The sequence below is a fragment of the Cellulomonas telluris genome (assembly GCF_004886325.1).
Taxonomy (GTDB): Bacteria; Actinomycetota; Actinomycetes; order Actinomycetales; family Cellulomonadaceae; genus Cellulomonas; species Cellulomonas telluris.
This window is the reverse complement of the sequence record NZ_QXFN01000005.1, coordinates 485,578-505,327: the sequence shown is the minus strand read 5'-3', so window position 1 is coordinate 505,327 and position 19,750 is coordinate 485,578. Positions and strand designations below refer to the sequence as shown.

The 19,750-nt window shown below is 75.1% G+C and carries 18 protein-coding genes; 11 read left to right on the top strand and 7 right to left on the bottom strand.

Annotated features, from left to right (window positions below; genetic code table 11):
* Window positions 1–3: 3 nt before the first annotated feature.
* Window positions 4–1,083 (bottom strand): type III polyketide synthase, encoded by a 1,080-nt coding sequence (locus tag FB586_RS17945; RefSeq protein ID WP_136520689.1) that lies wholly within the window; start codon window positions 1,081–1,083, stop codon window positions 4–6.
* A 51-nt stretch (window positions 1,084–1,134) separates the two neighbouring features.
* Between FB586_RS17945 and FB586_RS17940 the strand changes: the two genes are divergently transcribed.
* Window positions 1,135–2,028 carry a UbiA family prenyltransferase gene (locus FB586_RS17940; protein WP_136520688.1) on the top strand — a complete coding sequence of 298 codons (894 nt, stop codon included), beginning with the start codon at window positions 1,135–1,137 and terminating at the stop codon, window positions 2,026–2,028.
* A gap of 81 nt (window positions 2,029–2,109) precedes the next feature.
* On the opposite strand, the gene FB586_RS17935 is transcribed toward FB586_RS17940, so the two are convergent.
* Together FB586_RS17935 and FB586_RS17930 are read right to left on the bottom strand one after the other, a co-directional pair.
* The gene (locus tag FB586_RS17935) at window positions 2,110–4,395 is read right to left on the bottom strand and encodes a glycoside hydrolase family 3 C-terminal domain-containing protein (RefSeq protein WP_136520687.1); all 2,286 of its coding nucleotides are present in this window, start codon (window positions 4,393–4,395) and stop codon (window positions 2,110–2,112) included.
* Between the two features lie 50 nt (window positions 4,396–4,445).
* Window positions 4,446–5,750, bottom strand: coding sequence for an MFS transporter (locus FB586_RS17930; protein ID WP_136520686.1), 1,305 nt, complete (start codon window positions 5,748–5,750; stop codon window positions 4,446–4,448).
* A 141-nt stretch (window positions 5,751–5,891) separates the two neighbouring features.
* Between FB586_RS17930 and FB586_RS17925 the strand changes: the two genes are divergently transcribed.
* The 7 genes from FB586_RS17925 (at window position 5,892) to FB586_RS17895 (ending at window position 13,420) form a co-directional block, all read left to right on the top strand.
* The gene (locus FB586_RS17925; protein ID WP_136520685.1) at window positions 5,892–6,545 is read left to right on the top strand and encodes a TetR/AcrR family transcriptional regulator; all 654 of its coding nucleotides are present in this window, start codon (window positions 5,892–5,894) and stop codon (window positions 6,543–6,545) included.
* A gap of 304 nt (window positions 6,546–6,849) precedes the next feature.
* Window positions 6,850–8,709 carry an acetolactate synthase large subunit gene (locus tag FB586_RS17920; protein ID WP_136520817.1) on the top strand — a complete coding sequence of 620 codons (1,860 nt, stop codon included), beginning with the start codon at window positions 6,850–6,852 and terminating at the stop codon, window positions 8,707–8,709.
* A gap of 14 nt (window positions 8,710–8,723) precedes the next feature.
* Window positions 8,724–9,248, top strand: coding sequence for an acetolactate synthase small subunit (ilvN, locus tag FB586_RS17915; RefSeq protein ID WP_136520684.1), 525 nt, complete (start codon window positions 8,724–8,726; stop codon window positions 9,246–9,248).
* A gap of 49 nt (window positions 9,249–9,297) precedes the next feature.
* Window positions 9,298–10,326 (top strand): ketol-acid reductoisomerase, encoded by a 1,029-nt coding sequence (ilvC, locus tag FB586_RS17910; protein ID WP_136520683.1) that lies wholly within the window; start codon window positions 9,298–9,300, stop codon window positions 10,324–10,326.
* Window positions 10,327–10,470: 144 nt separating this feature from the next.
* The gene (locus FB586_RS17905; RefSeq protein ID WP_136520682.1) at window positions 10,471–11,016 is read left to right on the top strand and encodes an ASCH domain-containing protein; all 546 of its coding nucleotides are present in this window, start codon (window positions 10,471–10,473) and stop codon (window positions 11,014–11,016) included.
* A gap of 78 nt (window positions 11,017–11,094) precedes the next feature.
* Window positions 11,095–12,153 (top strand): 3-isopropylmalate dehydrogenase, encoded by a 1,059-nt coding sequence (locus FB586_RS17900; protein WP_136520681.1) that lies wholly within the window; start codon window positions 11,095–11,097, stop codon window positions 12,151–12,153.
* Window positions 12,154–12,310: 157 nt separating this feature from the next.
* Entirely contained in the window at window positions 12,311–13,420 is a 1,110-nt protein-coding gene (locus tag FB586_RS17895) for a branched-chain amino acid aminotransferase (protein ID WP_136520680.1), read from the top strand.
* A gap of 54 nt (window positions 13,421–13,474) precedes the next feature.
* On the opposite strand, the gene FB586_RS17890 is transcribed toward FB586_RS17895, so the two are convergent.
* On the bottom strand, window positions 13,475–13,993 hold the full coding sequence (locus tag FB586_RS17890) for a DUF6069 family protein (RefSeq protein WP_136520679.1): 519 nt from the start codon (window positions 13,991–13,993) through the stop codon (window positions 13,475–13,477).
* Between the two features lie 289 nt (window positions 13,994–14,282).
* Between FB586_RS17890 and cimA the strand changes: the two genes are divergently transcribed.
* The 3 genes from cimA (at window position 14,283) to lplB (ending at window position 17,961) form a co-directional block, all read left to right on the top strand.
* Complete coding sequence (gene cimA, locus FB586_RS17885) at window positions 14,283–15,896, top strand: citramalate synthase (RefSeq protein ID WP_136520678.1); 1,614 nt, start codon at window positions 14,283–14,285, stop codon at window positions 15,894–15,896.
* 83 nt (window positions 15,897–15,979) lie between these two features.
* Window positions 15,980–16,819, top strand: coding sequence for a sensor domain-containing protein (locus FB586_RS17880; RefSeq protein ID WP_136520677.1), 840 nt, complete (start codon window positions 15,980–15,982; stop codon window positions 16,817–16,819).
* Window positions 16,820–16,878: 59 nt separating this feature from the next.
* Window positions 16,879–17,961: a lipoate-protein ligase small subunit gene (gene lplB, locus FB586_RS17875; protein ID WP_136520675.1), complete on the top strand. Its 1,083-nt coding sequence runs from the start codon at window positions 16,879–16,881 to the stop codon at window positions 17,959–17,961.
* Between the two features lie 10 nt (window positions 17,962–17,971).
* Here the strand turns inward: lplB and FB586_RS17870 are convergent, their stop codons facing one another.
* The 3 genes from FB586_RS17870 to FB586_RS17860 all read right to left on the bottom strand — a co-directional run bounded on the left by FB586_RS17870 (window position 17,972) and on the right by FB586_RS17860 (window position 19,730).
* Window positions 17,972–18,304 carry a DUF202 domain-containing protein gene (locus tag FB586_RS17870; protein ID WP_136520674.1) on the bottom strand — a complete coding sequence of 111 codons (333 nt, stop codon included), beginning with the start codon at window positions 18,302–18,304 and terminating at the stop codon, window positions 17,972–17,974.
* Window positions 18,301–18,681: a DUF202 domain-containing protein gene (locus tag FB586_RS17865; protein WP_136520673.1), complete on the bottom strand. Its 381-nt coding sequence runs from the start codon at window positions 18,679–18,681 to the stop codon at window positions 18,301–18,303. The genes FB586_RS17870 and FB586_RS17865 overlap by 4 nt, the downstream gene beginning before the upstream one ends.
* A 257-nt stretch (window positions 18,682–18,938) precedes the next feature.
* Window positions 18,939–19,730 carry a YggS family pyridoxal phosphate-dependent enzyme gene (locus FB586_RS17860; RefSeq protein ID WP_136520672.1) on the bottom strand — a complete coding sequence of 264 codons (792 nt, stop codon included), beginning with the start codon at window positions 19,728–19,730 and terminating at the stop codon, window positions 18,939–18,941.
* Between the last annotated feature and the right edge of the window lie 20 nt (window positions 19,731–19,750).

The following is a 19,750-nucleotide window of genomic DNA, read 5'->3' as shown; positions in this document are numbered from 1 at the left end:
GCCTCAGCCTGCCGTGGACCAGCGCAGCAGCACCATCTCGGCGCTGACCCCCGGGCCGAACGCGAGCAGCACGCCGGGCGACCCGCCGGGCGGCGGGCCCTCGCGCAGCGTCCGGTCGAGCACGTCCAGCACGGACGCCGACGACAGGTTCCCGACGGCGGCGAGCGACGCACGGCTGGCCGCCAGCGCGTCGGCGGGCAGCCCCAGGGACTGCTCGACCGCGTCGAGGATCCGCGGCCCGCCGGCGTGCACGACCCAGCGGGTCACGTCGCCCGTCTTGAGCCCGTGCGCGGCCAGCAGCCCCTCGACGTCCGGCGCGAGCTGCGCGCGCACGACGTCGGGGAGGCCCGCGGACAGCACGATGCGGAAGCCGGACGCGCCGATCTGCCAGCCGAGGTCGCCCTCGGTGCCGGGGTACAGCCGGCTGCGCGTCGCGACGACCTCCGGGCCGGCCGCCCCCGCCGCGGCCGGGTGCGCGTCGCCCACGACGACCGCCGCGGCGGCGCCGTCGCCGAACAGGCCGTTCGCGACGAGGGACGCGGGGTCGGTGTCGCCGTGCTGCAGCGTGAGCGAGCACAGCTCGAGGCAGACCAGCAGCGCGACGTCGTGCGGGTGCCCGACGAGGTGGTCGTGCACCCGGGCCAGGCCCGCCGCGCCGCCGACGCAGCCGAGCCCGAAGGACGGCAGCCGCTTGACGTCCGAGCGCATGCCGAGCCGGCCGACGAGGGCGGCGTCGACCGACGGCGCGCCGATGCCGGTGACCGACGTGAAGAGGACGAAGTCGACGGCCTCCGGGGCGAGGCCGGCGCGCGCCAGGGCGTCGGCGGCGGCCCGCGCCGCCAGGTCCGTGCCGACCGACAGGTAGAGGTCGTTGGCGTGGCCGAAGTCCCGCACACCGGCGTACTCCTCGGGCGCGAGCGCGAGGTGCCGCGTGCGGACGCCGCTGTTGCGGTGCAGTCGGCGCATGACCTGGCCCGCCCGCTCGTCGTCGCCCGTGACCAGCGGGGCGATCACCTCGGCGATGGCGTCCTGCGCGTGCGGGGGCCCGGGCAGGGCGGGGGCGACGGCGAGGACTCGTGACACCTCGGCATCGTGGCACGGGCGCCGCCGGACGGCGCGGGCTACGGTCCAGGTGTGCCCGACGCCCCCGCGACCGTCCCCGCGCACGAGCCGCACGCGGGCCGCCGCAGCCCCGCCGCGACCGTCGTCGCGCTCGCGCACGCCTGCCACCTGGGCCCGACCGTCGTCGTCACGACCCTGTGCACCGCTCTCGCGCTCGGCCTCGGCGCCCCGGCGGGCACCGTCCTGCTCGTGCTCGCCGTGGTCCTGACCGGGCAGCTGTCGATCGGCTGGTCGAACGACTGGCTCGACGCGGCCCGCGACCGCGCGGTCGGGCGCGCGGACAAGCCCGTGGTCACCGGCGCGGTCACGCCGCGCACGCTGCGGGACGCCGCACTCGCCGCCGTCGCGGCGTCCGTGCTGCTCTCGCTCCCGACCGGGGCCGCCGCGGCGGCGACCCACCTCGGCGCGGTCGCCATGGGCTGGGCCTACAACGTCCGGCTCAAGTCGACCGCGGCGTCCTGGCTGCCGTACGCGGTCGCGTTCGCGCTGCTGCCGGCCTTCGTGGTGCTGGCCCTGCCCGGCGACGGACGTCCGGCGGCGTGGCTGCCCGCCGTCGGGGCGCTGCTCGGCGTCGGCGCGCACCTGGCCAACGTCCTGCCCGACCTCGAGGACGACGCGGCGACGGGCGTGCGGGGCCTGCCGCACCGGCTGGGTCGGCGCGCCACGGGCGTGCTCGCCCCGGCCGTGCTCGCGCTCGCGGTCGTCGTCGCGGTGCTCGGTCCGCCGGGTGCGCCCCGGGCCGTGCCGGCGGCCGTCGGCGTCGTGGCCGTCCTCACCGGGGCCGTGGCGGGCGTCGTGGGACTGCGGCGCGAGCGCAGCCGGCTGCCCTTCACGCTCGCGATGGTCGTCGCGGTGCTGTGCGTGGTCGCGCTCGTGACGTCCGGTGCCCGGGGCGCCGTCGCCTGAGGGGGCCGGCGCTGCTGGGACGCCGACGGGCGGTGACGCGCTCGCCGCGCACCACCGCCCGTCCTCGTGCCGCGGGTCGGCTCAGGCCTCCGCCGCCGCCTTCTCCAGCCACTCCTCGTCGACCGGCGACCCGGGGAACCGTGCCAGCCGACGCATCGGGATGGCCCGCATCATCTGGCCCGTCTCGGGTGCGAACAGCATGTGCGCCGTCCCGGTGCCCTCGAGCGCGGCGCGCAGCCGCTCGCCCAGCGCGGGGTGCGCGAGCCACTGCTCGGCGGTGGAGTCGGCGTCCACGGGGAGCGTGACCTCCTCGCCCGCGAGCGTCACCGTCGCCCGCTGGCGCAGGTCGCGCGACGACGCCCCCTCGAGCACCGTGAACGTGCCCGGCTCGACGACCCAGCGCCGCAGCACGGGGTGCCAGAACGCGAACGCGCGCGCGTCGAGCTCGACCTCGACCCGGGCCGACGCGCCGGGCTCGAGCGCCACCTTCGCGAAGCCCTTGAGCTCCTGCTCCGGGCGGAACACCGAGGCCTCCTCGTCCGCGACGTACACCTGCACGACCTCCTTGCCGGCGCGCTCGCCCGTGTTCGTCACGGTGAGCGAGACCCGCACGCGGGGCTGGGCGCCGTCCTCGACGACCTGCACCTCGAGGTCCGCGTGCGCGAAGGTCGTGTACGACAGGCCGTGGCCGAAGGGGTAGGCGACCTCGAGCGCGTGCGCGTCGTACCACCGGTAGCCGATCAGCAGGCCCTCGCCGTAGCGCACGACGCCGGCCTCGCCGGGGAAGTTGCCCAGCGCGGGGTTGTCCTCGATCGCGACGGGGACGGTCTCCGCGAGGCGCCCCGACGGGTTGACGGCGCCCACGAGCACGTCCGCCACCGCGCCGCCGCCGGCCTGGCCGAGCAGCCACGCCTCCAGCACGGCGTCCGCGTGCGACTGCCACGGCTCGACCTCGACGACGGACCCGTTCGTCAGCACGACGACCACGCGCTCGGCGACGGCGGCGACGGCCTCGAGCGCGGCGACCTGCTGCGGCGGCAGGTGCATGTGGTCGCGGTCGTAGCCCTCGGACTCCCAGGCATCCGGCAGGCCGAGGAACACGACGGCGACGGCGGCGCCGCGGGCGGCCTCCACCGCCCCGTCGCGCAGGCGCGCGACCTCCTCCGCGGGGGCGTCGTCCGCCAGCGCGAAGCCGGGCGCGAACCGCACCTCGCGGTCGCCCAGCGCCGCGCGCAGCGCGGTCAGCGCGTCGTCCACCCGGGTCGGCGTCACCTGGGACGAGCCGCCGCCGCCGAGCCGCGGCGTCCGGGCGAACTCGCCGACCACCGCGACGGCCCCGGGGGCGCGCGGGTCGAGCGGCAGGACGCCGTCGGCGTTCTTCAGCAGCACGACCGAGTCGGCCGCGACCTCGCGGGCCAGGGCGTGGTGGGCGTCCTCGTCGTACGTCTGCCCGGGCGCGAGCGCGGCCTGCGAGCGGGACACGAGCTCGAGCACCCGGGTGACCGCGCGGTCCACCTCGGCCTCGGTCAGCGTGCCGGCGTCGAGGGCGCGGCGGACCGCGGCCGCGCCGACGCCGCCGGACGACGGCATCTCCAGGTCGAGCCCCGCGGCGACGGCCGCGTCGCGGTCGTACACCGCGCCCCAGTCGGAGACGACGAGGCCCTCGAAGCCCCACTCGTCGCGCAGCACCCGCGTGAGCAGCCACGGGTCCTGCGAGGCGAAGACGCCGTTGATGCGGTTGTAGGAGCACATGACGGTCCACGGCTGCGAGCGCGTCACGACGGTCTCGAAGGCCGGCAGGTAGATCTCGCGCAGCGTGCGCTCGTCGACCTCCGCCGAGACCGACATGCGGTCGGTCTCCTGGTTGTTCGCGGCGAAGTGCTTGAGCGACGTGCCGACGCCGTGCTCCTGCACGCCGTCGACGAGCGCCGACGCGAGGTGGCCGGCGAGGTACGGGTCCTCGGAGAAGTACTCGAAGTTGCGCCCGCACAGCGGTGACCGCTTCATGTTGACGCCGGGGCCGAGGACGACGGAGACGCCGAGTGCTCGGGCCTCCTCGGCGAGCGCGCGCCCGAGCCGGCGCAGCAGGTCGACGTCCCACGACGACGCCGTCGCCGCGGCCGGCGGGAACGCGACGGCCGGCGCCGCGGCGAGCCCCCCGAGGTGGTCGCCGCCCTCGTGCTGCGCGCGCAGCCCGTGCGGCCCGTCGGACAGCATGACCTTGCCGATGCCCAGGCGCTCGACCGGCTGGGTGCGCCAGAAGTCGGAGCCGTCCAGCAGGTCGACCTTCTCCTCGAGGGTGAGCTGCGCGAGCAGCGCGGGGACGTCGAGCGGGCCGCCCTGGGGTGCGGGCGTCGTTCCGGTCATGCGGGGACCTCCGGTGGTGGTGGGGTGCGGGCGTGCGTCGGTGTGCGTCATCAGCGTGCACCGCGGATGAGGAGCGTGCTGGCGGCGCCGACCACGGCGACGACGGCCCCGACGAGGAAGAGCAGGGTGTAGTTGTTCCCGGCCGTGCCGACCGCGAGCAGCAGCGGTGCGAGCGCGGGGGCGAGCGACTGGGGGAGCGCGTTGGCGATGTTGAAGACGCCCATGTTCTTGGCGGCCTCGGTCTCGCGGTTCGGCAGGACGTCCGTGACGAGCGCGAGGTCGACGGCGAAGTAGAGGCCGCTGCCGGCGCCGAACAGCGCGGTCGCGAGGTACAGGGTGGTCGGGTCCTGCGCGAGGGCGAAGACGACCAGGGCGGCGGCCGCGAGGACGGTCGCCCCGACGACGAACACCTTGCGCCGGCCGGTGCGGTCGGAGACGGCACCGCCGACGGCGGCGGCCACGACGAGCGCGACCGCGCTGACGACCATGAGCCGCAGCTGCCAGGACAGCGCGGTCGCCTCGTCGAAGCCGAAGCGGTCGAGCAGGTAGAAGACCTGGAACGCGTTGTAGGCGGCGAGGGCGAGCAGCAGCAGGAACCGGCCCGTGAACGCCCACGCGAAGTCCGGGTGCCGGCGCGGGTCGAGCCAGAAGCCGCGCAGGAAGGCGCCGAGACGGAACGGCGGCAGCGTGCTGCCGTCGAGCACCGGGTCGCGCAGCACCGCCGCGAGCCAGAGCATGCCGGCGACGCCGATCACGGTGGGCACGGCGTACATGAGGACGGGCGAGACGCCGGCGGCGGTGAACGCGTACGCGAGCGCGACGCCGACGAGCGGGGCCGCGTTCTGCGCGATGCCCAGCCACCCCGACACGCGCCCGCGCAGCCGCTCCTCGACCTGGTCGGGCAGCACGGCCTGCACCGCCGCCTGGGTGCAGTTGAAGGCGGCCTGCGTCAGCGCCCAGCCCACGGCGACGACGGCGATCGAGGGGGCGAGGGCGATCGTCATGAGGCCGACCGCGCCGACGAGCACGCCGAGCACGATCCAGGGGCGGCGCCGGCCGAAGCGGGAGGTCGTGCGGTCCGAGAGGGCGCCCGCCAGCGGGTTGGCGACGAACGCGAAGAACGCGCCGATGCCGGTGACGAGCCCGAGCGCGGCGGCGCGGTCGGCCTCGGTGGTCAGGGCGTTGACGCGCAGGGCGAGGGTGCTGACGACCGGCGTGAGCAGCGCGACGTTGAAGGCGAGGAAGCCGCCGACGTACGCGGGCACGAGGCGGCGCGAGGGCGTGCGCACCGGCGCGGGCAGCGGCGGGGCGTCGTCCAGCGGCACGGGCTGCTCCGCGGGGGCGAGGTGCGTCATGGGGACTCCTGTGTCCGGCGGCCTCCGTCGGCCGCGACCGCGTCCACGGTGACATGAAACCCGACCAGTCGGTAAGTTTCTGGTCGTGTGATGCCGATCACGGACCGGTCGGTCGGGTTTCGGGCGGCTAGGGTGCCTCGCATGACCGGAGCCCACCCCGACGGCGGGGTCGCCGAGCGCCCGGCCGCCCCCGTCCGCCGCCGGACCGCGGGCGGCGGCTACGCCAAGGGCCGGGCGCGTCGGCACGAGATCACGGCCGCCGCCACCGAGCTGTACGGGGAGGTCGGGTACCGGTCCGCGTCCCTGCGTGAGGTCGCCGCCCGCGCGGGCCTGTCGCACACCGCGCTCCTGCACCACTTCCGCACCAAGGAGGCGCTGCTGCTGGCGGTGCTCGAGCAGCGCGACGAGGAGGACCGTGCCGCCGCCGACGCCGCCGGTGACCCGGTGGCCGCGCTCCGCTCGCTGGTCCGGGTCGTCGAGGCGAACGTCCGTCGCCCGGCGATCGTCGAGCTGTTCTGCGTCCTCTCCGCCGAGGCGACCGCTCCCGACCACCCGGCGCACGCGTGGTTCCGCGAGCGGTACCGGACCGTCCTGCGCTTCGTCACCGACGCGCTGCACGGGGCCGCCGCCGACGGCGTGCTCCGGCCGGGGGTCGACCCGCGGGTCGAGGCACAGCGGGTCGTGGCGCTCATGGACGGGCTGCAGGTGCAGTTCCTCTACGACCGCGAGGGCACCGACATGGTGGGGCTGCTGCGCGCGGAGCTGCAGGGGCTGCTCACCGTCCCGCTGGGCTGAGCCGTCGCCGGTGGCGTCCACGTCGTGGTTCCGTGAACCAGGATGTGAGACAGGACGGGGGTGAGGTGACACGCCTGCGCGACGGGCGTAGTGTCACGGCCGTGCAGACGATCCTCGTAGTACTTCCTGAGCGCGCCGGCTGAGGCCGACACCGCCAGGTCTCGTCCGCGCGCGCTCGCCCCTCGTCCATCCCGGTGCCCGGGTCGAGGGGCTTTTTCGTGCCCGGCGTGCCTGAGCGTCGGGGACCGCACCGGATGTGCGCACGCCGCACGACGACAGCACCGAGCAGCACCAGGAGACGACGATGGTCCAGGGTCCCCACCCCGCACCGCCGCGCACGCCGGTCCGCCCCGTCCGCCCCGCGGGTGACGCGGCGGCCCGTCCGGCGGAGGCCGAGACGCGCCGTACCGGCCCCGAGAAGGTCACGGGCGCCCAGTCGATCGTCCGGTCCCTCGAGGAGGTCGGCGTCGAGGTCGTCTTCGGGATCCCCGGCGGCGCGATCCTCCCGACGTACGACCCGCTGATGGACTCCGCCAAGGTGCGGCACGTGCTCGTGCGGCACGAGCAGGGCGGCGGCCACGCCGCGGCCGGCTACGCGTACTCCTCGGACAAGGTCGGCGTCACCATGGCGACCTCGGGCCCCGGCGCGACGAACCTCGTGACCGCGATCGCCGACGCCAACATGGACTCGGTCCCGATGGTCGCGATCACCGGGCAGGTCGGCGCGCCGCTCATCGGCACCGACGCGTTCCAGGAGGCCGACATCGTCGGCATCACGCTGCCGATCACCAAGCACAACTACCTGGTGACCGACCCCGACGACATCCCGCGCACCATCGCGGAGGCGTTCCACATCGCGTCCTCCGGCCGCCCCGGCCCGGTGCTCGTCGACATCGCGAAGTCCGCCATGCAGAGCGAGACGACGTTCAGCTGGCCGCAGGACGTGCAGCTGCCCGGCTACCACCCGGTGACCCGGCCGCACGCCAAGCAGGTCCGCGAGGCCGCCCGGCTGCTCGCGACCGCGCGCCGGCCCGTGCTCTACGTGGGCGGCGGCGTCATCCGCGCACGTGCGTCGGAGCTGCTGCGCCGGCTCACCGACCTGTCGGGCGCGCCCGCGGTCACGACGCTCATGGCCCGCGGCGCCCTGCCCGACAGCCACCCGCAGCACCTGGGCATGCCCGGCATGCACGGCACGGTGGCGGCCGTGGCGGCCCTGCAGAAGGCCGACCTCGTCGTGGCGCTCGGCGCCCGGTTCGACGACCGCGTGACCGGCAAGCTGTCGAGCTTCGCGCCCAACGCGACGGTCGTGCACGCCGACATCGACCCGGCCGAGATCGGCAAGAACAAGCGCGTGGACGTGCCGATCGTCGGCGACCTGCGCGAGGTCATCGCGGACCTGCTGCCCGAGCTCGAGCGCGAGCACGAGCTGCACGGCAAGCCGGACCTCGAGGCCTGGTGGCGCCAGCTCGACGCGTGGCGCGAGACGTTCCCGCTCGGGTACGACGAGCCCACGGACGGCCACCTCGCCCCGCAGCACGTCATCAGCCGCATCGGCGAGCTCACCGGTCCCGAGGCCATCTACGCGGCCGGCGTCGGCCAGCACCAGATGTGGGCGGCGCAGTTCATCCGCTACGAGCGCCCGAACTCGTGGATCAACTCCGGCGGCCTGGGGACCATGGGCTTCTCGGTCCCCGCGGCGATGGGGGCGAAGGTCGGCGCGCCCGACCGGACCGTGTGGGCGATCGACGGCGACGGCTGCTTCCAGATGACCAACCAGGAGCTCGCCACCTGCACGATCAACGAGATCCCGATCAAGGTCGCGGTCATCAACAACAGCTCGCTCGGCATGGTGCGCCAGTGGCAGACCTTGTTCTACGAGTCGCGCTACTCCAACACCGACCTGCACACCGGCCACGGCACGGTGCGGGTGCCGGACTTCGTCAAGCTCGCCGACGCGTACGGCGCCGTCGGCCTGCGCTGCGAGACGAAGGCGGACGTCGACGCCACCATCAAGCGCGCGCTGGAGATCGACGACCGCCCGGTGGTCGTGGACTTCACCGTCTCGCGCGACTCGATGGTGTGGCCGATGGTCGCCGCCGGCGTCAGCAACGACGACATCCAGTACGCCCGCGGCATCAGCCCGGCCTGGGACCGCGAGGACTGAGAGGAACCGCTGCGATGACCCGCCACACCCTGTCCGTCCTCGTCGAGAACAAGCCCGGCGTGCTCACGCGCGTCGCCGGCCTGTTCGCGCGTCGCTCGTTCAACATCCACTCCCTGGCGGTCGGCCCGACCGAGCACGAGGAGATCAGCCGCATCACCGTCGTCGTCGACGTCGACGCGCTCCCGCTGGAGCAGGTGACGAAGCAGCTCAACAAGCTCATCAACGTCATCAAGATCGTCGAGCTCGAGGACGCGGCCTCCGTCCAGCGCGAGCTGCTGCTCGTCAAGGTCCGTGCGGACGTGTCCCAGCGGACCAGCGTGCTGGAGGTCGTGCAGCTGTTCCGCGCCCACGTCGTCGACGTGGTGCCGGACACCGTCGTCGTCGAGGCGACCGGCAGCCCCGGCAAGCTCGACGCCCTGCTGGCGGCCCTGGAGCCGTTCGGCATCCGTGAGATCGTGCAGTCCGGCACGGTCGCCATCGGCCGCGGACCGCGGTCCATCACCGACCGCGCGCTCGAGCGCGTGAGCCGGTCCGCCTGACCCTTCCCCGCTTCGTCCCCCTACGCACGACACACCGAGGAGATCCACCGTGGCTGAGCTGTTCTACGACGACGACGCCGACCTGTCGGTCATCCAGCAGAAGAAGGTCGCCGTCATCGGCTACGGCAGCCAGGGGCACGCGCACTCGCTCAACCTGCGCGACTCCGGCGTCGACGTGACCGTCGGCCTGCGTGAGGGCTCGGCGTCGCGCGAGAAGGCCGAGAACGAGGGCCTCAAGGTCGCCACGGTGGCCGAGGCCGTCGCCGGTGCCGACGTCGTCGTGATCCTCGCGCCGGACCAGGTGCAGCGCATCGTCTACCGCGACGAGATCGAGCCGAACCTCAAGGAGGGCGCGGCGCTCGTCTTCGGCCACGGCTTCAACATCCGCTTCGGCTACATCAAGCCGGCCGCGGACCACGACGTGCTCATGGTCGCCCCCAAGGGCCCGGGCCACCTCGTGCGCCGCGAGTACGCGGACGGGCGCGGCGTGCCGGTCATCGTCGCCGTCGAGCAGGACGCGTCGGGCTCGGCGTGGGAGCTCGCGCTCTCGTACGCGAAGGCGATCGGCGGACTGCGCGCCGCGGGCATCAAGACGACCTTCACCGAGGAGACCGAGACCGACCTGTTCGGCGAGCAGGCCGTCCTCTGCGGTGGCGTGTCGCAGCTCATCCAGTACGGCTTCGAGACGCTGACCGAGGCGGGCTACCAGCCCGAGGTCGCGTACTTCGAGGTGCTGCACGAGCTCAAGCTCATCGTCGACCTCATCTTCGAGGGCGGCATCACCAAGCAGCGCTGGTCGGTCTCCGACACGGCGGAGTACGGCGACTACGTCTCCGGCCCGCGGGTCATCACGCCCGACGTGAAGGAGAACATGAAGGCCGTCCTCGCGGACATCCAGAACGGCGCCTTCGCCGAGCGCTTCATCGCCGACCAGGACGCGGGCGCGCCCGAGTTCCAGGCGCTGCGCGAGAAGGGCCAGAACCACCCGATCGAGCCGGTCGGCCGCGAGCTGCGCCAGCTGTTCGCGTGGGTGAAGCCCTCGGACTCCGACTACCGCGAGGGCAGCGCGGCGCGCTGACCCACGTCCCACCACGAGGGCGTCGTCCGGTCCCCACCGGGCGGCGCCCTCCGTCGTTCCCGGCCTCGGGGCGCCGGCCCGCCCCTCCCGGTCGCACGGTCCGGCCACCTTCGGGAGGATGTCCGGCGAGCGACAGGAGGGTCCATGAGCGGATCGAGCGTGGTGGACGGGCCGAGCGGCGGCGGCGACGGCGGCGTGGTGCGGGACGAGGACGGGCTGCTGGCGTTCTGGCAGGCGGCGCAGAGCCACCTGGGGCTCGGGCGGCTCGCCGTCGTCGTCGGCGACAAGTCGGACGACGTGGTGACGCCGCCCGCGTGGTCGTTCGGCGTGACGCAGGCCGAGGCGGACGCCGAGGCGGAGGCGGTCCTGGCGGGTCGCAAGACGGCGACGTCGGGGCCGCGGGCCGCGTTCGGGGACGACCTGCCGGAGGTGGGCGACGTCGGCATCGTCCTCGACGGGTCGCGGCAGCCTCGGGCGCTCGTGCGGGTGACGGCGGTCGAGGTGGTCGACGCGCACGACGTGCCGGCCGCGCACGCCGGAGCCGAGCTCGGCACGAGGGCGGACGACGCCGCCGTCGAGCGGTGGCGGTCCCTCAACGCCGGCATGACCGGCGAGGTCGTGGGCGACGTCGTTCTGGAGCGGTTCGAGCTCGTCTACCCGACCGACGGGCCCGCCCCCGCGGTCGACTGACCCCGCAGGTCGGGCCGCCGCTGTCCACGACGTGGAAAGTGGCGGTCCGACAGGCAGGACGGTCGTAGGGTGGCGACCATGTCGGACAGCACGCGCACCCTGGACCTCGCCGTCGTCGCCGGGGACGGCATCGGCACCGAGGTCGTCGAGCAGGGTCTGCTCGTGCTCGAGGCCGCGCTCGGCTCCGCCGGGCCCCGCCTGACGACGACGGACTTCGACCTGGGCGCGCGCCGCTGGCACGCGACGGGGGAGACCCTCACGGACGCCGACCTCGAGGCGATCCGCGGGCACGACGCCATCCTGCTCGGCGCGATCGGGGACCCGAGCGTCCCGTCCGGCGTGCTGGAGCGCGGTCTGCTGCTCAAGCTCCGGTTCGCGCTCGACCACTACGTGAACCTGCGCCCGGGGCGTCTGTACCCGGGCGTGACGAGCCCGCTGGCGAACCCCGGCGAGGTCGACTTCGTGGTGGTGCGCGAGGGCACCGAGGGCCCGTACGTGGGCAACGGCGGCGCGATCCGCGTCGGCACCCCGGCCGAGGTGGCCAACGAGGTCAGCGTGAACACCGCCTTCGGCGTCGAGCGTGTGGTGCGGGACGCGTTCGCACGCGCCGCCGCGCGTCCGCGCAAGAAGCTCACGCTCGTGCACAAGCACAACGTGCTCGTGCACGCCGGGCACCTGTGGCGCCGCACGGTGGAGGCCGTCAACGCCGAGTTCCCCGACGTGACGGTGGACTACCTGCACGTCGACGCGGCGACGATCTTCCTCGTGACCAACCCGTCGCGCTTCGACGTGATCGTCACGGACAACCTGTTCGGCGACATCCTCACGGACCTCGCCGCGGCGATCACCGGCGGCATCGGCCTGGCCGCGTCGGCGAACATCAACCCCGACCGCACGGCGCCGAGCATGTTCGAGCCCGTCCACGGCTCCGCGCCGGACATCGCGGGCCAGGGCAAGGCGGACCCGACGGCGACCGTGCTGTCCGTCGCGCTCCTGCTCGACCACGTCGGCGAGTCCGCGGCCGCCCGCCGCGTCGAGGAGGCCGTCGCGGCCGACCTCGCGGAGCGCGGCTCCGCCGAGCGAGTACGGTCGACGGCCGAGGTGGGCAAGGACCTCGCCGCCCGCGTCGCCGGCTGACCCGCCCCTCCCGGGCGCTCCGCCACGGCGCACGCGCCGGCCCCACGAGTCCTCTCCCGCAGGTCCCGCGCCCGTGCTGCCGCACGCGTCGCGCGACCTGTCCACCCGGCCGTCCGCACCGGTACCGTCGACGTCGACCCTGGTGAAAGGCCTTCCGATGAGCACCCTCGCGACCCCCACGACCGCGCCCGAGTTCCAGATCCACGCGTCCGAGCACCCCGTGCCGGACGCCGAGCGCGCGGCCGCCCTGGCGACGCCGAAGTTCGGCACCGTCTTCACCGACCACATGGCGCGCATCAGCTGGTCGCAGGCCACCGGCTGGCGCGACCACCGCGTCGAGCCGTACGGGCCCCTGCAGCTGGACCCCGCGACGGCGGTCCTGCACTACGCGCAGGAGATCTTCGAGGGCCTCAAGGCGTACCGGCACCCCGACGGCACGGTCTGGACCTTCCGCCCCGAGGCGAACGCCGCGCGCTTCCAGCGGTCCGCGCGCCGTCTCGCGCTGCCGGAGCTGCCCGAGGCCGACTTCATCGGCGCGATCCGCGCCCTCGTCGAGGTGGACCGCGCGTGGGTGCCGACGGGCGAGGAGACGAGCCTGTACCTGCGGCCGTTCATGTACGCCTCCGAGGCCTTCCTCGGCGTCCGCGCGTCGCACGAGGCGGAGTTCCTCGTCATCGCCTCCCCGGTGGGCCCCTACTTCGCCGAGGGCGTCAAGCCCGTGTCGATCTGGGTCTCGCGCGAGTACCACCGCGCGGGCGCCGGCGGCACCGGCGCGGCGAAGGCGGGCGGCAACTACGCCGCGAGCCTGCTGCCGCAGCAGGAGGCGTACGCGAAGGGCTTCGAGCAGGTCTGCTTCCTCGACGACCGCACGGGCACCCAGCTCGAGGAGCTCGGCGGCATGAACGTCGTGGTCGTGCACGCCGACGGGTCGGTGGCGACGCCGCCGCTCTCGGGCACGATCCTCGAGGGCGTCACGCGCTCGTCCATCCTGCGCCTGCTCGCGGACGCGGGTCACGAGGTCTCCGAGCGGCCGATCCTGCTCGACGAGCTGCGCGCCGGGCTGGCCGACGGCAGCGTCCGCGAGGTCTTCGCCTGCGGGACGGCCGCCGTGATGACCCCGATCGGCCGCCTCGCCAGCGACGACTTCGACCTCGTCGTGGGCGACGGCACCGCGGGGCCGGTCACCACGCGGATCCGCGCCGAGCTGACCGACATCCAGTACGGGCGGGCCGCCGACCGGCACGGGTGGATGACGCGCCTCGTCTGACACCGACGGCGGCGGCCCGGAGCACCGGGCCGCCGCCGTCGACCGAGGCCGTGGTCAGCCGACGACGCGGCGCACGGTCCAGCCGAGGACGCCGGTGAGCAGCGACCAGGTCGCGATGCCGACGAGCAGGTGCAGGACGCCCGTCGCGATCCCGGACCCGCGGTCGTCGGGACCGGTGAGCGGCAGGAGCGTCGCGACGAGCGTCGCGAGCGCGAGGATCCACCCGAAGAACGCGCGTGGCCGCGGGGTGCTGACGACGAGCGCGTGCAGCAGGGCGGCCGCGGCGAGCGCGGCGAGCGCGGACCCGAGCACGGTGGGGGCCATCGCCGAGCCACCGCCGTCCGGCCGCAGGTCCACACCCAGGACCCGCTCGAGCAGCAGGACCCCGACGGCACCGACGAGGCCCGCGACGAGGGCCGTCGCCGCGGCGCCGGCCCAGAACCGCGAGGTCTCGACGGTGAGCCGCGGGACGGCGCGCGTGCCGGTCACGCCGTCCCGGGGGACGGCCGGCGGCACCGCCGGCGGTACGTGGGCGCCGGGGGCCGCGTCGTCGGTGGGGGTGGGGTGCGACATGGCCGTCTCCTGTCTCGCGCGCGCCCGTGCCCGGCCGCGGCGGAGCACACGCTAGCCCCCGGTGTCCGGTTCGGCACGGTCTGCACAGGCGCCGGGGCGCGCCCGGGCGCGGACAGCGGGTCCGGATGGTGGACCGTGCCCCGTCGCGCCGGGCCGTGTGCCACCATCGCCCCTGTGACCCGCTTCACGATCGCCATCGTGTAGCGCGTCGGCCCCCGGCCGACGCGCAGACCTCCCGCATCCCGGGGGGTCTTTTTGTTGGTCCGTCCGCACGCCCGAGGAGCTTCTCGTGACCGACCGCTCGTTCCACGTCTACGACACGACCCTGCGCGACGGCGCCCAGCAGGAGGGCATCAACCTCTCGGTCGCCGACAAGCTCGCGATCGCGCCCCTGCTGGACGAGCTCGGTGTGGGCTTCATCGAGGGCGGGTGGCCCGGCGCCGTGCCGAAGGACACCGAGTTCTTCAAGCGCGCGGCGAAGGAGCTCGACCTGCGCAACGCCGAGCTCGCTGCCTTCGGCGCCACCCGCAAGGCCGGCACACGGGCCGCCGACGACCCGCAGGTCCGCGCGCTGCTCGACTCCGAGGCGCCCGTGGTCACGCTCGTGGCGAAGAGCGACCTGCGGCACGCCGAGCGCGCGCTGCGCACGACCGGCGAGGAGAACCTCGCGATGATCGCCGACACGGTCGCGTTCCTGCGCCGCGAGGGCCGGCGCGTGTTCGTCGACGCCGAGCACTTCTTCGACGGGTTCGCGTTCGACGCCGCCTACAGCCGCGCGGCCGTCCTGGCGGCGTTCGAGGCGGGCGCGGAGGTCGTGGCGCTCTGCGACACCAACGGCGGGATGCTGCCGGACCTCGTGCGGGAGGTCGTGCTGGACGTGCGCGCCGCCGTCGGCACGGACGCGGTGCTCGGGATGCACGCGCACAACGACTCCGGCTGCGCGGTCGCCAACACGATCGCCGCGGTGGACGCGGGCTGCACGCACGTGCAGGGCACCGTGAACGGGTACGGCGAGCGCACCGGCAACGCGGACCTGCTCGCGGTCGTCGCGAACCTCGAGCTCAAGCGCGGACGTGCCGTGCTGGAGCGGGGCGAGGGCGGGGCGGGCGGCCTCACCGAGCTCACGCGCATCGCGCACGCGATCAGCGAGATCACGAACATCTCCCCGTTCGCGCGCCAGCCCTACGTCGGTGCCAGCGCGTTCGCGCACAAGGCGGGGCTCCACGCGTCGGCGATCAAGGTCGACCCGGATCTCTACCAGCACACCGACCCGGCCCTGGTGGGCAACGACATGCGCATGCTCGTGTCGGACATGGCGGGACGGGCGTCGATCGAGCTCAAGGGCCGCCAGCTCGGCATCGAGCTCGCCGCGCACCCCGACGTGCTCAGCCGCGTCACGGCCCGGGTGAAGGACTCGGAGGCGAACGGCTACACGTTCGAGGCCGCCGACGCGTCCTTCGAGCTCCTGCTCGTCGAGGAGCTGGAGGGCTCGCGGCCCGCGTACTTCCGGGTCGAGTCCTGGCGCACGATCGTGGAGCGCAACGGCGGGCGCGGCACCCCGGCGACCGCGGAGGCCACCGTCAAGCTGCACGCGGGCGGGGAGCGGATCGTCGCGATCGGCGAGGGCAACGGCCCCGTCAACGCGCTCGACCAGGCCCTGCGCGCGGCGCTCGTGCGCGTGTACCCGGAGCTCGAGACGTTCGAGCTGATCGACTTCAAGGTGCGCATCCTCGACCAGAGCCACGGCACCGACGCGGTGACCCGGGTGCTCATCGAGACGACCGACGGCCACACGTCGTGGAGCACGGTGGGCGTCGGCCCGAACATCATCGAGGCGTCGTGGGAGGCGCTCACCGACTCGGCCATCTGGGGTCTGCGCCACCACGGCGTCGCACCCCGGTGACCGACACCCGAGCGGGCGTCCGCGGGAGGTCCTAGCCTCGGGGGTGGCCCCGCGGCGGGCCCCGCGACCCGGAAGGAGGGCCCGTGCCCGGCAGGGACGAGCAACGCGGTCGCCCGTGGTGGCCCTGGGTGCTCGGCGTGCTGGCGCTCGTCGTCGTGCTGGCGGTGGTGCGGCCCTGGGGGGACGGCACGAGCCCGTCGCCGTCCCCGTCCGTGACCTCGACCGGCCCGGTGCCGACTCCGACCCCGACGTCCGTGGCCCCGACGACGCCGGCCGCGTCGCCCCTGGCGCCGCCCGGCGCGGACGCCGTCTTCGACGCCGCCACCATCGGCACGCTGCTGCTGACCCGCGGCGACGTGGAGGACGCCGTGCCGGCGGCGGAGGCGGGCGTGACCCAGGGCCTGGCTCCCGGCGTGACGCCGTGGGGACTGCCGACCGGAGGTGCCGTCGACCCGGCGGAGTGCACCGCGGCCGTCACGGTCGTCGCCGCGCCACCGGTCGCGCACGACGCGCTGGCCTGGGGGAACGAGGAGGTGCAGGTCGCGCAGGACGTCGTCGTGCTGCCGGACCCCGCCGCCGCCCGCGCGGCGTTCGCCGCGCTCGTGACGACCGCCGACCAGTGCCCGACCTTCACCGTGCACGACGCCGCGGGCGGCGAGGTGCGGTGGGTGACCCAGCCGGCGATCGAGGGGCAGGGCGTGCTCCCCGCGATCGTGCAGGAGGTGCGCGTGCAGGACGGCGACAGCGAGCCGCGGGCGCGGTACGTCGGGCACACCCTCGTCGGCAACGCCATCGTCACGTGGTCCGCCACCGCCCGTGACCCCGGCGCGCGGGAGCGCGCGAGCGAGGTGCTCGGCGCGACGGACCAGCTGGCCGGCGCGGTCGAGGAGCGCGCCCTGGCGGCGGTGCGCTCCCTGTCCTGACGGCCCGGCGGCACCGCGCGGGCCCCGTCCACGCGCTCGACGCGGCCTAGGGTGGACGCGTGCACGGTGAGTACAAGGTGCCCGACGGCAAGCTCGTGGTGGTCGACCTCGACGTCCGCGACGGACGGCTGCGGGACGTGCGGCTGTCCGGCGACTTCTTCCTCGAGCCGGACGAGGCGCTCGAGGTGCTGGGCGGGGCGCTCGAGGGCGTCGCCGGGGACGCGTCGGTCGGCTCCCTGACGCAGGTGCTCGACGAGGCCCTCGTCCTCGCCGAGGACCAGGGCCGGATCGCCGGTCCGGTCGCCATGGTCGGCTTCGACACGCGCGCGGTCGCCGTGGCGGTGCGCCGTGCCCTCGGGCTGTCGACCGCCTGGGCCGACCACGAGTTCACGCTGCTCGACCCCGGCGTGATGCCGCCCGCCATGCACACCGCGCTCGACCAGGTCCTCACGGAGGAGCTCGCCGCCGGCCGCCGCGGCCCGACGCTGCGCTTCTGGGAGTGGGAGGAGCCGGCCGTCATCATCGGCTCGTTCCAGTCGCTGGCCAACGAGGTCGACCAGGAGGCCGCCGCCCGGTACGGCGTCACGGTCGTGCGGCGCGTCAGCGGCGGCGGGGCCATGTTCATGGAGGCCGGCAACTGCATCACGTTCTCGCTCGTGGTGCCGCCGTCGCTGGTCGACGGCATGTCCTTCGAGGACTCGTACACGTTCCTCAACCAGTGGGTGCTGGGCGCGCTCGCGGACGTGGGCGTGCACGCGACGACCACGGGGCTGAACGACATCTCGTCGCCGGCGGGCAAGCTCGCCGGGTCCGCGCAGAAGCGCCTGGCGAGCGGCGGCGGCGCCGTGCTGCACCACGTGACGATGTCCTACGACATCGACGCGGACAAGATGCTCCAGGTGCTGCGGATCGGCCGCGAGAAGCTGTCCGACAAGGGCACCCGCTCGGCGAACAAGCGGGTCGACCCGGTGCGCTCCCAGACCCGGATGCCGCGGGAGCAGGTCATCGACGCGTTCGTCGAGCACTTCCGCTCCCGGTACCGCCTCGTGGACGGCGCCGTGCGGCCGGAGGAGCTCGAGCGCGCCCGCGAGCTCGTCGCGACGAAGTTCACCGACCCGGCCTGGACGGCACGCGTGCCCTGACGCGTGCCGGTCAGCCGGACCAGGTGAGGACGACCGCCACCGCGGCGACGCCGATGACGACGAGCCCGGCGGCGCACGCCGTGACCAGTCGGCCGCCGGGCGCCCGGACGGTGCCGTCCTCGTCGTGACGGGCGGCGCTGCGGCGCTCGTGCGAGGCCACCAGCACGAGCACGGCCAGCACCGTGCCGCCGACCGCGACCGACCAGCCCGCCGGGTGCCACGTCTCGCCGAGCAGGCGGCCGCCCGCGAGCGACCCGCCGAGCAGACCCATGGCAGTCCGTCGCCACGCGAGGGCGGTGCGCTCCCCGGCGAGGGAGTCGGCCGCGGGGGCGCCGGTGCTCATGCGAGGACGAGACCGACGAGCACGAGCACGCCGGCGAGGGCGACGCCGACGACGAGCAGCGCGAAGGCGGACGGCGCCGGGAGCGGCTCGGAGCGCCGCATGGCCCGCTCGGCGCGTGCCCACCCGATCCACGCGACGACGGGGGCGAGCGCGCCGAGCGCGACGAGGAGCACGGCCGCGGCCAGGCGCAGCCGCGGCTCGACGGGCAGGTCGAGGGCCTCGAGCGCGACCCCGGCGGCGAGCAGCGCGAGCGCCGTGCGCGCCCACGCGAGGAAGGTGCGCTCGTTCGCGAGGGAGAAGCGGGCGTCCGGCTCGCTGCCGGTCGCGTAGACGCGGGCGGGGAAGCGACGGCGGGGGCGGGGCGCGGGGGCGTCCATGGCCTCATCCTCCCAGCGGCGGACCACCGGGCGTATCAGGGCGGGTGCCGCGCGCTCCTTGGACGTGCCGGTGCCGCCGGTGCGGACGACGACGCAGGGGGACGCCGTCCGCACCGGCGGCACGGACCACGGGGCGGACGAGGGGTGCGGGAGGGACGCGTGGCCGAGGACGAGCGGACGCGACGTCGCCTCGACGTGCTCGCGCGGCGTGCGCTGCTGAGCGACGTCGACGTGCGCAGGCGCGCGGCCGCGCGCGCCTACCGGGCGGGGGCGCTGCCCGTCGCGGTGGCCGGGGGCCGGTCGCCGAAGACGGCCGTCCCGACGCGGACCACCGTGGCGCCCTCGGCGACGGCCTCCTCCAGGTCCCGGCTCATGCCCATGGACAGGCCCTGGGCGTCGCCGGTGCCCGGTGCGCCGGACGCGACCACGTCGTCGCGGACCGCGCGCAGGAGCGCGTAGCCGGCACGGACGACGGCGGGGTCGGGGCTGTTCGCCCCGACGGTCATGAAGCCCGCGAGCCGCAGGCCCGGCAGCGCGGCGACGCGCACGGCGAGGGCGCGGGCGTCCACGGGACGGGCGCCGTGCTTGCTCGCCTCCGCGGACACGTTCACCTGCACCCACAGGTCGAGCGGCACCGCGCGCTCGCGCACCCGGTCGCTCAGGCGCTGCGCCAGCGCGTCGTCCGCGACCGACTCGACGGCGTGCGCCCACCGCAGGGCGGCGTTGACCTTGTTCGACTGCAGCGGCCCGATCACGTGCCAGGTGGGGAACAGGTCGGTCAGCAGCGGCGCCTTCGCGACGAGCTCCTGCACCCGGTTCTCGCCCAGCAGCACGGGCGCCGTGCCGGAGCCGGCCGCGCGCGCCGCCGCGTCGGCCGCCAGCGCGGCCCGCACGGTCGCCGCGTCCGTCGTCTTGCTCGCGAGCAGCACCCGCACGGCCGAGGCGGGGCGCCCCGCCGCGGCGGCCGCCCGCGCGACCCGCGCGCGCAGCTCCGCCAGGCGCTCGGCGACGTGCCGCGCGCGGTCCTCGGGGTCGTCCGGCCGCTCCACGGGTCCCGACCGTACCGCCG

Excerpts from the sequence above, each read along its gene's own strand:
- FB586_RS17925 (WP_136520685.1), top strand. The coding sequence starts at position 5,892 with ATGACCGGAGCCCACCCCGACGGCGGGGTCGCCGAGCGCCCGGCCGCC.
- FB586_RS17920 (WP_136520817.1), top strand. The coding sequence starts at position 6,850 with ATGGTCCAGGGTCCCCACCCCGCACCGCCGCGCACGCCGGTCCGCCCC.
- FB586_RS17930 (WP_136520686.1), bottom strand. The coding sequence starts at position 5,750 with ATGACGCACCTCGCCCCCGCGGAGCAGCCCGTGCCGCTGGACGACGCC.
- FB586_RS17900 (WP_136520681.1), top strand. The coding sequence starts at position 11,095 with ATGTCGGACAGCACGCGCACCCTGGACCTCGCCGTCGTCGCCGGGGAC.
- ilvN (WP_136520684.1), top strand. The coding sequence starts at position 8,724 with ATGACCCGCCACACCCTGTCCGTCCTCGTCGAGAACAAGCCCGGCGTG.
- FB586_RS17895 (WP_136520680.1), top strand. The coding sequence starts at position 12,311 with ATGAGCACCCTCGCGACCCCCACGACCGCGCCCGAGTTCCAGATCCAC.
- FB586_RS17935 (WP_136520687.1), bottom strand. The coding sequence starts at position 4,395 with ATGACCGGAACGACGCCCGCACCCCAGGGCGGCCCGCTCGACGTCCCC.
- FB586_RS17905 (WP_136520682.1), top strand. The coding sequence starts at position 10,471 with ATGAGCGGATCGAGCGTGGTGGACGGGCCGAGCGGCGGCGGCGACGGC.
- FB586_RS17865 (WP_136520673.1), bottom strand. The coding sequence starts at position 18,681 with ATGGACGCCCCCGCGCCCCGCCCCCGCCGTCGCTTCCCCGCCCGCGTC.
- FB586_RS17870 (WP_136520674.1), bottom strand. The coding sequence starts at position 18,304 with ATGAGCACCGGCGCCCCCGCGGCCGACTCCCTCGCCGGGGAGCGCACC.
- FB586_RS17890 (WP_136520679.1), bottom strand. The coding sequence starts at position 13,993 with ATGTCGCACCCCACCCCCACCGACGACGCGGCCCCCGGCGCCCACGTA.